Below are 13638 nucleotides of genomic sequence, written 5' to 3'. Positions count from 1 at the left end.
TATTAATGGCGGCAGGGGCTTCGGCCGGTATTGCGGCGGTGTTTAACAGCCCCATAGCCGGGGTATTGTTTTCGCTGGAGATCTTACTGGGCGAGATCAGCATTTCAACCTTTATTCCTTTATTAATAGCATCGGCAACAGGTGTAGTGGTTGCCAAGGTATTATACTCGCGCCAACTGTTTCACTTGGTTACCGAAGGTTGGGTGATGACTGCTTTGCCCTTTTATATCCTCTTAGGCTTACTTTGCGGCTGGGTTGCTATTTATATAGGTAAAGTAGCCGAGCACCTGGAGAAGGGAATTTTTAAAAAACAAAACCGTTACGTACGGGCTGCATTGGGTGGCTTAATACTGGGGCTCATTATCCTTATTTTTCCTCCCTTATTGGGCGAAGGGTATCATTACCTGCAAGAAGCTTTAAACGGTAATATCAACGTATTAAAAGAAGAATCGCTGTTTGGTAGTTATATGGAGCACCGCTGGGTAATGGCGGGCTTTATTGCTGCACTTGTTTTTATGAAGATAGTTGCAGCAGGCATTACCCTGGGCTCGGGCGGTAATGGCGGTACATTTGCACCCACTATGTTTACAGGGGCTTTCCTTGGTCTGTTTGTGGCTTATGTAGTTAACCAAACAGGTCTGGTGCACTTGAATACCAGCAACTTTATTGCAGTAGGCATGGCCGGTGCATTAAGCGGAGTTTTACATGCACCTCTTACAGCCATATTTTTGATAGCGGAGATAACGGGTGGTTATGTGCTGTTTATTCCGTTGATGATCGTGTCTGCTATTTCCTACATCATTTCGCGCTTATCTAATCCGCATAATATGTACTGGCAAGGATTGATACATGAGAAAAATGTATATCCCGGCCAGGATGATGAAATGCTGAACTCTATTGAGTTAAGCAAACTCATTAGCAGGGATTATCTTACCCTTACCAAAGAGCAGCCAATCAGCGAATTGTTTAAGGTGCTGGCAGATACCAATATTAATGTATTTGCCGTACTGAGCCCGGAGCACGAGTTGCAGGGGGTATTATGGCTGGATGAGGTGCGAAAGGTGCTTTACAACCCATCTCTGCCTGCTGATGCCACCATTGCCGATATTATGGTGATGCCGCCTGCTATTGTTGATTATGATCAATCTGCACAAGATGTAATGCAACTGTTTGATACGGTAGATGCCTGGCGTTTGCCCGTAATGCGTGACGATAGGTTCGTTGGCTTTATCTCGAAATCTGCTTTGCTAAATCAATACCGCGATGCGATGGTTAAGCAGCATAAACAATCTGATTTGTTTCATCAGCAATAAAAAATTCTTTTAACGAAGTATAGGCAAAATGTTTGTGCCTTTACTTCGTTAAATAACCTTGTGGTTTAGTGCGTAATGGAAAAATGTTTGCTAGGAAATTCATTTTTTCATATTTTATGCTGCACCAATACTAATTCTTAGTTTAGTATATAAGGTTAATTCATTTTCTTTTTAAGCCTATTTTAGTTCCTTTTTACTTATTGTATTAGTTACACTATGGTAACTTGTGTTACTTATTGTAAAATATACACTAAGTGTCTGGAAAAAACATTATCATATTGTAAAAATCAAACTAAGTATTGTTCTTGTTTTTGCAATTTTGTAAACAAAATCACTTTAATTATAAATTTATCATAAAAATCAAAATATATTTATGAAATACATATTTCATGTGTACATTTGTTACGGATTTAAAAAACAAGACAATGAAAAAATTGATTTTAACCGTAGCTATTGCTGCAACCTTAGGCACGGCCGCATTTGCAAACGAAGGCACTAAAACTGCTGCTAAAAATACAAGCAACGTATCTTACCAGGTACTGAATCAATTCGATGTTCAGTTCCAAAATGCTGAAAACGTTAGCTGGTCATCAACTTCAAACGGTCAGAAAGCTGACTTCGTAGTTGACGATGTTAAAATGACTGCTTTTTATGACAACCGTGGCCAGTATATCGGTAGCACAGAAAACATTGCTTTCAAAAAATTACCTGCTTCAGCTAAAAAAGAAATCAACGAAAAATATAAAGGTTACGAAATTGGTGAAGTAATTAAATTTCAAAGCAACGATACTGCAGCAAGTTCATTAGATCGTTTAGTAGGTGATAATGATCCATTAGCTTACTTTGTTGATCTTAAAAGTGATAAAGAAGAAATTTTAGTGAGAGTAACTCCTCAGGCTAACGTTTACTTCTACAAACAAATCAAATAATTTTTCCAGTAATATATTTAAAAGCGATATGCCTTCGGGTGTATCGCTTTTTTTGTTTTATAACGGTAGTAAATGCCTTTTTTGCCAACAAAAAGGGCATAAGTGTGTTACACTTATTCAACATTTACCTGCCGATATGCCAAAGACAATCATAGTATCCAACCGGTTACCTGTAAAAGTTACAAAACAAGATGACGCTTACCAACTATCGCCAAGCGAAGGTGGTTTGGCAACGGGTTTAGGATCAATTTACAAACAAGACGATAATTTATGGATAGGCTGGCCGGGCATTGAGATTACCGACAAGCGCGATCAGCATATGGTAACAGAAGACCTTAAAGAGCTTAGTTTATTGCCTGTATTTTTAACACAAAGCGAGATCAATAAATATTATGAAGGTTTTTCTAACGAAGTATTATGGCCCGTTTTTCACTACTATGTTTCAACATATGCACATTACAGCCAGGCTAACTGGGAAAGTTATCAGCTTGTTAATCAGAAGTTTTGTGATGCCGTTTTAGAAGTTGCCAATCCTGGTGATACGATTTGGGTACACGATTACCAACTGCTGCTTTTACCAAAACTTATCCGTGATGCCCGGCCGGATGTATCCATAGGCTTTTTCCAACATATCCCATTCCCTTCAGACGAGATGTTCAGGCTGATACCCTGGCGTTCTGAATTGCTGGAAGGCATCCTCGGTGCCGATCTGATCGGCTATCATACGTTTGATGATGTACGCCACTTTTTAAGCGCAGTATCGCGCTTACTGCCGGTGCAGGTATCTGCCAACGTAATAACGCTGGGCGAGCGGGTGGTGGTTGTAGAGTCATTCCCGATGGGTATTGATGATAAGAAGTATGGTGATCTTTCTCAACAAGAGAACGTTAAAACCGAGGCCGAACTAATTAAAGAAACATTCAGAGGCCAAAAGCTTATCCTGTCAATCGACAGGTTAGATTACAGCAAAGGTATTTTACAACGCCTGCAAGCTCTTGAAATATTATTAGAGAATCACCCCGAACTGGTTACCAAAATCACCCTTTACATGATCGTGGTTCCATCGCGCGATCAGGTGCCGCAATACAAAGAATTGCGCGATAATATTGATAAAAAGGTAGGTAATATTAATGGTCGATACCGCACATTGGAGTGGAGCCCGATACAATATTTTTATAAATCGTTGCCAATAGAAACACTTTCTGCCTTATATAGCAGCGCCGATGTTTGCCTGATTACACCTATGCGGGATGGTATGAACCTGGTAAGCAAAGAGTACGTAGCCAGTAGGGTACATAATGATGGCGTATTAATATTAAGTGAGATGGCAGGATCATCTAAAGAATTAATTGATGCGGTAATTGTAAACCCAAATAATATACAGGAAGTAAGCCGTGCCATTGTACGCGCCATTAATATGCCCAGGGCCGAGCAAAGCCGCCGCATGATCTTAATGCGCCAAAATGTATCGAAGTTTAATATCGGCCACTGGGTTAAGATCTTTATGGACCGGTTGAACGAGGTTAAACAAATGCAGCGTTCTATGCAAACCCGGCATGTAAGCAACGGCACGCGCCAGTCTATCATTAACCGTTTTGCTAAAACACATAAGCGCATTATCTTTTTAGATTATGACGGTACGTTGGTTGACTTTAAACCCAATGTTGACCAGGCCAAACCCGATGCTGACTTATATGAGGTATTAGATTTGCTAACATCTGACCCGGACAATGATGTGGTACTAATTAGTGGCCGTAAGCACGAAAACCTGGAAGAGTGGTTTGGGCATTTGCCGATATACCTGGTAGCCGAGCATGGTGCCTGGTTTAAGCAACAAAATACCGAGTGGCACAAACTGGGAGGGATGTCTAACAACTGGAAACAGGACATTTTCCCGATATTAGATACTTATGTTGACCGTACTCCTGGTGCTTTTATAGAAGAAAAAACTTATTCGCTTGTGTGGCATTATCGCAAAGCGCAAAACGGACTTGGTGAGTTGCGTGCCAATGAGTTAACTAATACCTTAAAATATCTGGCCAGCGATAAAGGCTTACAATTACTACCCGGTAACAAAGTTGTAGAAGTAAAAAATATGGAAATCAACAAGGGTAAAGCCGCCTTAACTCTGTCTGAGAAAAAGGATTATGATTTTATAATTGCCTTTGGTGACGACTACACCGACGAAGATATATTTAAAAGCCTGCCCGACAGTGCTATAACCATTAAAGTGGGAAGCAACCTTTCGGCGGCCAAATTCTACATGCGCAACCCAGCCGAAGTGCGCGGACTATTGCGCTCACTTACAGAAAGTACAGAGGTAAACAGTTAATTGATATATAAACAAACGCCTAAATTATAGCCGAATAATAAGCTATAGTTTAGGCGTTTCTGTGTAATTAATATTTAATTATTAAAACCTTCTGTATTCCACTTCCAGTTTAAGATCTCCGGCATGTCCTTGCCATTGGCACTAATGTAATGTTTATGTTGGATCAGTTTATCCTGTAGTAACTGTTTAAGATAAACGCCTTTGCTGCCGGTTTGCGGCAAGCGGTCAATCGCATCTATAACCAGATGAAAACGATCCATCTCGTTTAGTACGGTCATGTCGAAAGAGGTGGTAATAGTGCCTTCTTCTTTATAACCCCTTACATGCAGGTTAAAGTTGTTGCTGCGGTTATAAGTTAAGCGGTGCACCAGCCACGGGTAACCGTGAAATGCAAATACCACCGGTTTATTGGTAGTAAATAAAGCATCATAATCCCGGTCTGTTAGGCCGTGTGTATGTTCGCTGCTTTTTTGCAGCTTAAACAAATCAACCACGTTTACTACCCTAATCTTTAATTCGGGTAAATGCTCGCGTAATATTGAAACAGCTGCCAAAATTTCCAGCGTGGGCACATCGCCACAGCAGGCCATTACCACATCGGGTTCGCAATCCTGGTCGTTACTGGCAAAATTCCAGATGCCTATGCCTCGGGTACAATGCGCTATGGCCTGGTCCATATTGAGCCATTGTGGGGCAGGGTGTTTACCGGCGGCAATAACATTTACATAATGATAACTGCGCAGGCAATGGTCCATTACCGATAGCAGGCAGTTAGCATCGGGTGGCAGATATACCCGTACAATGGTGGCCTTTTTATTTACCACATGATCCATAAAGCCCGGATCCTGATGGGTAAAGCCATTATGATCCTGTCGCCATACGGTAGATGTGAGCAGGATATTTAATGAAGCTATTTTTCGTCGCCAGGGTAGTTCCAATGTAGCTTTCAGCCATTTGGCATGCTGGTTAAACATCGAATCTACAATGTGTATAAATGCTTCGTAGCAATTAAACAAGCCGTGCCTGCCGGTAAGCAAATAGCCTTCCAGCCAGCCTTCGCATTGGTGTTCGCTCAGCATCTCCATTACACCACCTGATGAGGAAAGAAATTCATCGCTTTCAATAATAGGGGCTTCCCATTGGCGGTTGGTGGTTTCAAAAATAGCATCCAGCCGGTTTGATACGGTTTCATCAGGGCCAAAGATTCTGAAATTGCGTTTATGCTCGTTGTATTTGAGCACATCCCTTAAAAACTTGCCAGATACGTATGTATCGCCTTCTCCGTCTATACCAGGGCTGGTAACCTCCACGGCATATTTGCGAAAATCGGGCATGTGCAAGTCTCTTAACAATTGCCCACCGTTGGTATGCGGATTAGCTCCCATACGCCTTTCGCCTTCGGGGGCAAGTTTGGCGAGTTCTGGTATTAGTTTCCCTTTTTCGTCAAAAAGTTCTTCGGGTTTGTAGCTTTTTAGCCAGTCTTCCAGCATTTGTAAATGCGCGGGTGGGGTAGTGGCCGAAACCGAAAGCGGCACTTGGTGCGACCGGAAGTTACCTTCAATCTTGTGCCCGTCAATTACTTTAGGGCCGGTCCAGCCCTTGGGTGATCGTAAAACAATCATTGGCCAGCGGGGGCGCTCGGGGCTATCTTGTCTGGCAGCATCTTGCTTAATCTGCTTAATATGTTCTATGGCCTTATCTAATACCGTTGCCATGGCTTCATGCATCAGTTCCGGGTCAGCACCTTCTACAAAGTACGGCGTATAGCCATATCCCTCGAAAAGCTGTTCCAGTTCTTCGTGGGAGATCCGTGCTAAAACTGTTGGATTAGAGATCTTGTAACCGTTTAAATGCAGGATAGGCAATACAACGCCATCGCTAACCGGGTTAATAAATTTATTGGAGTGCCAGGCAGTGGCCAGCGGGCCGGTTTCTGCCTCGCCATCACCAACTACGCAGGCTACAATCAAATCAGGATTATCCAGTACTGCGCCAAAAGAGTGGCTTAACGAATAACCTAATTCTCCACCCTCGTGGATAGAACCAGGTGTTTGAGGTGATGCATGACTGGAGATGCCACCTGGATAGGAAAACTGGGTAAAAAGTTTCTTCAACCCTTCTTCGTCCTGGGTGATGTTGGGATAAACCTCGGTATAGGTGCCCTCTAAATAAGTACCCGCTACTACGGCCGGCCCACCATGCCCAGGCCCCGAGACATAGATCATATTCAGATCGTATTTCTTAATAACCCGGTTTAGGTGGGTATAAATGAAGTTTTGGCCGGGCGTGGTTCCCCAGTGGCCGAGCAGCATATTCTTAATATCATCCAGCTTTAAGGGTTCTTTAAGCAGCGGGTTGTTGCGCAAATAAAGCTGGCCGACCGAAAGATAATTGGCGGCCCGCCAATAAGCATTCATTTTTTGGAGTAGCTCCGGTGTTAATGTTCCTGTTTCCATATCGGTAGATACTATTTGCATGGTGATGAGTATTTAATTATGGTAATTTACGGTAAATGATTGGGCTTACTGTTAACTAAGTATTAGTTAAATAAAACTAAGCTTGCAATCAATTTACACTAGATATTTGTTTGGTTATGTCTTGATTTACAGATAAATAAATAAATCTGTTAAGTAAGAAATTTAAGGATTTACTTATCTAACCACTCGTTTTTCTCTGTGATTAGGCATATAAAAGGGATGAGCCTGAGTAGTCCTGAAATAGGTTGACTATTTTTTGATTGCACAAACATTGATAAAAAAGCTCAAACATCCACTAAAGATGTTTGAGCTTTTTTGTTGTATGTCCTTAGTTTGATGGCTTGCTGGTTGTGCATTTGCTTTGGTGTAAGCATACTGCAGCTTAGGTGTGGTCTTTGATTATTATAAGTAACTATACTTTGGTCGGTTTGCAATGAGGCGTCTATAAGATCCTCCATTTGATCTGACAGGCCGAACTCATCTTTCAGAATACCATTTACTCGTTCGGCAATAGCATTTTCATAAGGGTCACCATTTTCTGTCATAGATATTCTTATTCCATTTCGAATAAGACAAGATGTATAAAGCTTACTGCAATACTGTAAACCGCGGTCTGAATGATGTATCAACACATTACTTTTATATTGCCGGTTCTCAATAGCCATTTGTAAGGCTTTAAGTGTTGAAGCTGCTTCCATGTTGTTGCAGAGTTCATATCCCATAATGCGTTTGGAATAGGCATCTGTAATTAAATGAAGATACAGATTGCCATCCTTTGCATCCAGGTAGGTAATATCGGCTACCCAAAGCTGTTCAGGACGAACAATGAGCATCTCTTTGATCAGATTAGGATATTTGCGCAACCAGTGTTTTGAGTTAGTCGTTAAAGTATACCTTTTCCGTTTTAAAACAAGCAACCCTTCGTCCCGAAGCAGGTCAAATAGATAATCCCTGCCTATCAAGACATTATTTTCTTTTAGCAAATAGTGAAGTTTGCGTGTGCCTAATCGCGGCATACTTCTGCGTAATTGCAAGACCGATGCTCTGGCCTGTTTGCGTAAAATAATCTTCTCTTGTCGTTGCTTAATCTGTTTATAGTAAGCCTGTTTACTCAGGCCAAACAATACGCAAAACATACTTACTTTTCTTGGATACATTTTGGCAAGCTCACTGATTGTTTGGCGCCGTCTTTTTTTAAGATGTTTATGCCATCTTCCTTTTCAGCAATCTCAATCAATTTCTCGTAAGCCACTAATTTAAGCTTGGCTTCTTCCAGTTGCTTCTCCAGGTCTTTGATACGTTGTTTTTGTGGATCTTTCATCGGCCGGCCTAATGCACCTTTTTCAGGATGGTGCAATTTACCATACTTACGGCACCATTGCAATATCACTGAATTGCCGCCTAAACCATATTTGGCTTGTAACTGATCTTTGTTCAAAAACCCTCGTTCATATTCCTGAACAACTTTCTTTTTGAACGATAAACTGTAGCGCCCGCCCGGGCTTACATGTTTTGATTTAATTCTTTGACTTTCCATTTGTTGACTATATTTTAGTCAACTTTTTTCAGGACGAGACAGCCCAAACAAAAAAGCCTGCAATGTTTGATTTACAGGCTTTTGATGTGTTCGATATTGAAATCAGCCGGAGAGTTAGGCTTCAGAACCATGTGCCTCTACGCTTCGGTGACACTGTTTTGGCATTTTTTAGAAACTACTCTATGAAGTTGATAATAAAGATTTTATTTAAACTGTTATGTCGCTGCTCTATGAATTAATCAATGTGGAGAGCAACTCTAAGAATTACCCTACCATAAGAAATCATATTAAGAGACGATCTGAGGTATGATTAATCGCAAGGAATAATTGATATTTTGTTGGGGTGCTTTTTTACCTTTTAATGAGTGATTTATATGTTATTTGGTATCTAAAATACACTTTTTAAGATGCTACGAATTCTGTTAGCGATAATAAATTACCGTCTGGGTCCTTGAACCAGGCAACCAGCGTACCATCGGGTGAATGCCAGACACCATCGGCATCTTGCTCAAAAAAGCTATATTTTTCAAAAACAACACTTTTAGCGCTTAGCCCGGCCACAGTATCATGAATAGCGGGAACGATCCAGCTCATTACCGAATAAGGAACAGGCTGAAGGTCTTTTACCGTGGTGATGCGTAATTCAATACCATTGGAATCAAAGACCATAGCATAAGGATCTGTCCTTTTCAATGGTAACCCTAAAATGTTTTCGTAAAAAGGTCTTGCTTTAGCAGGATCGGCGGTGGCCAAAAATGCCATAATGGTTTTATCGTTGAGCATATCTGTTTGAATAATTTAAATTAAATTTACACTTACCCAAGCAAATAAAATTGTAAAATCCGACTGAAATGAAAACTACCTTAAGGCCATTCCGGACTAATTTTTATTTATGGAACGGGTTTGCCGCGTTATTTTTTTCTGCCTGTGTAACCGACCCGCACAGTCATAACACCATGCAGCTTTTCGTGGATCTTCAACATGGCTTTAAGTGTAAGACCGGGGACGGTGATTGGCAAACTTACCGGCTGCTGATCCTGCGCGAAAACGTAATCCACCAGCTGGACACCAATGGCAGCGTGCAATTACTAATCTATTTAGATGCCAGTAGTACAATTGCCCGGCAGCTTCAGGAACGCTATTTGACCGGCCAGGATGCCGCCTCACCAAATGTTAATTTATTGGCCTTGTTGCATCCTGCCGAACTACAACGGGCGATGCTGGAGCCTGACCCCCGATTGACGTACGGACTTATCCGCTGTATCTTTAGTCTTCTGACGGAAATGCCGCTGACTTCCGCCATTGACGGGCGGATCATCAAGGTTAAAGAATTGATCGCCGCAGGTCAGGCAAATTCCCAGAATATTCGTATGCTGGCCGATACGGTTTGTATTTCTGAGAGCCGCTTACGGGCGCTTTTTAAACAAGTTACCGGCGTAAGTATTTACAAGTACCTACTTTGGCGACGTTTACGTTATGGCATTAACCAGTTAATGGCAGGCAAGGCCGTAGGTGAAGCTGCATTAGAATCAGGATTCAGCGATTCAAGTCATTTCCATAAAATGCTCGTTCAAATGTTCGGCCTCGCCCCGGGCGCTTTTCTCAGAAATAACCGCGCTATGCAAATGATCACCTGTGAAGAAACTCCGCTAAGATTTGAAACCAGCCTGTTTGATAAGCAGCAGCAGCTGCTCCGGGTACATCGATAATACCTTACCGGTATTGGAAACCGATCATTTTAACCTGCTTTACCAGCAGTACCATGTAAAGCTAATCACTTATAATCATTGTGTATAATTAAATAGGATACTTAATTTCGACTCAACAAAAAAGAAAACGAGAAATACAACATTTAATTTATTTACAGATATGCTGCTTAACTTAGCTTAAATTAATACCACATCGGCTCAATATGAAATTAGGAAAAATATCGATAATAGTATTATTACTGAGCCTTACTTACTTATCGTTTCTAAAGGCTCAGACACCAACTACCCGTATGGCATATGTGGTATCAATGGATAATCCTGCCAGCCATCTTTACCATGTTGAACTAACCTGTTCTAATATAAAGCAGCCTGCACTTTATTTGAATATGTGCGCCTGGACACCCGGCTTTTATGAAATAATTGATTTTGAAAAAGAGGTTGAAAATTTTACTGCGGCCGGTGCCAACGGTAAGCCGATAACCTGGCAAAAAACAGCTCCAAATATCTGGAAAGTAAAATCAAATTATAAAGGAGTGGTAAAGATCAGCTATGACGTAAACGCAGATAACCCTTTTATCGCCAACCTCAACCTCGATGAAAATCATGGCTATATTATACCAGGTGGTTTACTTATGTACCTGCAAGCCGAATTAAGACACCCGGTAACATTACAAATAAAACCATACAGCAGATGGCCCCAAACCGTAGCGACAGGATTAAACCCTTTGCCGGGGAAAATTAACACTTTTTATGCTTCGGATTTTGATGAGTTGTATGACAGCCCTTTATTAATGGGCAAGCTTGAAGAATTGCCGGTTACTTTAAATGGAGGTAAACCTGTCGGATTCACGGCGTATGGTTTGGGTGATTTTAACCGTGAGGAATTTATGGCCGACCTTAAAAAAATAGTGACTACGGGCAGCAGCATTATTGGCGATATTCCTTACACACATTATACATTTTTAGCTGTTGGGATGAATGGCCGTGGTTTCGGCGGCATCGAACACCTAAATTCCGCATCCCTTACTGTTTTCAACGGAAACCTACTGGCACCAAATTTCAAGGAAAGCTTTTACAGTTTTTTGGCGCACGAGTACTTCCACACTTATAATGTAAAACGGATACGCCCTATAGCATTAGGGCCGTTTGATTACAGTAAAGAAAATTACACCAACCTGTTGTGGGTATCCGAAGGTTTTACTGATTATTATCAGTACCTGATTTTAAACAGGGCCGGTTTGATGAGCGGAAGTCATGTTTTAGAAGGATACACAGAACACATTAAAGGCTATGAAAACACGCCGGGCCACCTTTACCAAACAGCTAACCAGGCAAGTCGTGGTATTTGGGCACAGCGTGGTAAGCCAACCGAGCGTACACCTGAGGAAATTTCAAAAACGATATCGGTTTATGAGAAAGGTTGCACTTTGGGCATGTTGCTGGATTTAAAGATCAGGCATGAAACCGGGAACGCCAGATCGTTGGATGATGTGATGAGGGCGCTTTATAAAGATTATTTCAGGACTAAAAAACGTGGTTTTACCGATATTGAGTTTAAGCAGGAATGCGAGCGTATTGCAGGTACGCCGTTGGATGAATTTTTTTCATATGCCTCTACTGTAAAGCCCGTAAATTATCCAAAATACCTGGCTTACGCAGGTCTGGCCATCGACACTACGCTGCGAGCCATGCCAGTGTTGTACATGGGGGCGAATGTGCGCAAAAGTAGTCGGGATAGCAGCCTGCTGGTTACAGATGTTACATGGCAATCGTCAGCTTCTGACGCTGGTTTACAAAAAGGCGACAAAATAACAGAAATAAATGGTTTAATGGCTGACAAACAGTTATTCGATAATACCTTAAAGAATGCGCACCCAGGCGACAAGTTACAATTGGGCACGCTACGCGGTACTAACAAAAGGACTGTTACGCTAACACTAAGCATTTATTACGAAAAAAGCTTTAACATCACCGAGCTACCGAAACCTACAGCATTGCAAACTGCTATTTACACAAACTGGTTGAAAAAATAACTCGAGTTACTGATGAAGCTCGCCGGTTGGTTTGAACCGATGCGAATTAAGATCATCTCCTGTTTCAGCTGGTAGCGGTGTATCAGCAAGCGGAATTCATCACAGATCAACACGACGTACTAGCCGTATGTTTATGGAAAGGTGATTTTTTAAGATCAACATTTAGCAAAGTGTAATGGATAATTATTTTAAAGCGGGACACTTTGCCGCATAGGAGTCGCCGAATTTGTATGCTGCGGATCTAAGAGAATTCTTCTCACTATTTTAAATTTTTTCATCTGATCTGTTTACCAGATCAGACGAAAAAACCTTTCGAAGTTAACGTTCATATAGTTCTCAGATCAGATATTATACGCCAGAACTTTTCACTATAAACTTTCACATGGCATTTACCATTTTACCAATCAACGGTAGATGTTTCTCAAAAAATCTTGTAAACTGACCAGACTCCTGCCTAATAGTTTTTTTACATCACTTTTATTGGTATGGAATTCTCCTTTAGCAATTGCCCCGCAGAACCTTGTAATGTACGCTGCATCATCTTCAGAAGCACCGGTCTGTATAAGCTGTATAATATATTCGCCTAGCTTCGGTTGGTGATAAGTTATTGTTTTTCCGGTAAGGTCTGATAGCAGATCTGCGATCTCTGAGAAGGAGAAAGCGGTTTCTGAGGCAATGGTATATTCTTTATTTTCATGACCAGGGGTGGTCAACACTACAGCGTTCGCTTCAGCCATTTCTGTTATAGGCAAAAAAGGAGTTCTGCCGTCTCCGGCAGGAGTGAAAATACCATTATTTAACACGTCCTTTCCAATAAGGAAGGGAATCATGTCAGCATACATAGTATTGTTCATCAAAGTATAGGGAATACATGTTTGTTTTAAATGATCAGCAGTATCTGCATGATATCGAACCTCGTCACCCATTATACTTTGTTTTAAATCCTTCATGTCAAAACTCGTGTAAATAATATGGCCAACACCAGTTTCCCTGGCGGTATTGATCACGTTTTTATGCTGCTCGAACCTCTTGCTTATATCTGCTGAAGAGGATACAAGCAGCAACTTGTCCACGCCCTGAAACGCGCTTTTTAAAGACTCAAGATCTTGGTAATCGCCTATTTTTATTTGAAGTCCTTTTGATCGTAATTCTGCCGACTTGGTCTCATCTCTTACCAATGCAGTAATGTTATTTGGGGATATACCCCTTGCTAATAATGAATGAATGGTGGCTTTACCTAAATTTCCTGTTGCACCGGTTACTAAGATCATATTTTTTGTTTTTAGATTAATTACTTTTGTTGGGTAA

General features: G+C 41.3%; 9 protein-coding genes. 5 read left to right on the top strand and 4 right to left on the bottom strand.

The genetic code is table 11. The features are described from left to right. The 3 genes from RG47T_RS10670 to RG47T_RS10660 form a co-directional block, all read left to right on the top strand. Positions 1-1313, top strand: a 1313-nt coding sequence (locus RG47T_RS10670) for a chloride channel protein (RefSeq protein WP_216351044.1), incomplete at its 5' end; no start/stop codon positions are given. A gap of 425 nt (positions 1314-1738) precedes the next feature. After that, on the top strand, positions 1739-2242 hold the full coding sequence (locus tag RG47T_RS10665) for a hypothetical protein (RefSeq protein ID WP_074489448.1): 504 nt from the start codon (positions 1739-1741) through the stop codon (positions 2240-2242). A gap of 136 nt (positions 2243-2378) precedes the next feature. After that, positions 2379-4574, top strand: coding sequence for a bifunctional alpha,alpha-trehalose-phosphate synthase (UDP-forming)/trehalose-phosphatase (locus RG47T_RS10660; RefSeq protein ID WP_074493331.1), 2196 nt, complete (start codon positions 2379-2381; stop codon positions 4572-4574). Positions 4575-4648: 74 nt separating this feature from the next. On the opposite strand, the gene RG47T_RS10655 is transcribed toward RG47T_RS10660, so the two are convergent. From RG47T_RS10655 to RG47T_RS10640, 3 genes are all read right to left on the bottom strand, one after another. Next, positions 4649-7051 (bottom strand): phosphoketolase family protein, encoded by a 2403-nt coding sequence (locus tag RG47T_RS10655; RefSeq protein WP_074489446.1) that lies wholly within the window; start codon positions 7049-7051, stop codon positions 4649-4651. Between the two features lie 284 nt (positions 7052-7335). Continuing rightward, positions 7336-8588 (bottom strand): IS3 family transposase gene (locus RG47T_RS10650; RefSeq protein ID WP_139302423.1). Its coding sequence is split into 2 segments (ribosomal slippage): positions 7336-8234 and positions 8234-8588, totalling 1254 coding nucleotides; the frame shifts between segments, so codons are not numbered across the junction. A gap of 402 nt (positions 8589-8990) precedes the next feature. Beyond that, entirely contained in the window at positions 8991-9371 is a 381-nt protein-coding gene (locus tag RG47T_RS10640) for a VOC family protein (RefSeq protein WP_074489444.1), read from the bottom strand. Positions 9372-9439: 68 nt separating this feature from the next. On the opposite strand from RG47T_RS10640, the gene RG47T_RS10635 reads away from it, so the two are divergent. After that, a complete protein-coding gene (locus RG47T_RS10635; RefSeq protein ID WP_074489443.1) occupies positions 9440-10297 on the top strand; it encodes an AraC family transcriptional regulator in 858 nt (285 codons plus the stop codon). Between the two features lie 203 nt (positions 10298-10500). After that, positions 10501-12330, top strand: coding sequence for a M61 family metallopeptidase (locus tag RG47T_RS10630; protein ID WP_074489441.1), 1830 nt, complete (start codon positions 10501-10503; stop codon positions 12328-12330). A gap of 404 nt (positions 12331-12734) precedes the next feature. Here the strand turns inward: RG47T_RS10630 and RG47T_RS10625 are convergent, their stop codons facing one another. Beyond that, entirely contained in the window at positions 12735-13601 is an 867-nt protein-coding gene (locus RG47T_RS10625; RefSeq protein ID WP_074489439.1) for an SDR family oxidoreductase, read from the bottom strand. Positions 13602-13638: the final 37 nt, after the last annotated feature.

Source organism: Mucilaginibacter polytrichastri, from assembly GCF_001911425.1.
GTDB lineage: Bacteria > Bacteroidota > Bacteroidia > Sphingobacteriales > Sphingobacteriaceae > Mucilaginibacter > Mucilaginibacter polytrichastri.
Note: the sequence above shows the minus strand (reverse complement) of the source record. Positions and strands in the feature narration are given on the sequence as shown.

Excerpts from the sequence above, each read along its gene's own strand:
- RG47T_RS10665 (WP_074489448.1), top strand. The coding sequence starts at position 1,739 with ATGAAAAAATTGATTTTAACCGTAGCTATTGCTGCAACCTTAGGCACG.
- RG47T_RS10660 (WP_074493331.1), top strand. The coding sequence starts at position 2,379 with ATGCCAAAGACAATCATAGTATCCAACCGGTTACCTGTAAAAGTTACA.
- RG47T_RS10655 (WP_074489446.1), bottom strand. The coding sequence starts at position 7,051 with ATGCAAATAGTATCTACCGATATGGAAACAGGAACATTAACACCGGAG.
- RG47T_RS10640 (WP_074489444.1), bottom strand. The coding sequence starts at position 9,371 with ATGCTCAACGATAAAACCATTATGGCATTTTTGGCCACCGCCGATCCT.
- RG47T_RS10635 (WP_074489443.1), top strand. The coding sequence starts at position 9,440 with ATGAAAACTACCTTAAGGCCATTCCGGACTAATTTTTATTTATGGAAC.
- RG47T_RS10630 (WP_074489441.1), top strand. The coding sequence starts at position 10,501 with ATGAAATTAGGAAAAATATCGATAATAGTATTATTACTGAGCCTTACT.
- RG47T_RS10625 (WP_074489439.1), bottom strand. The coding sequence starts at position 13,601 with ATGATCTTAGTAACCGGTGCAACAGGAAATTTAGGTAAAGCCACCATT.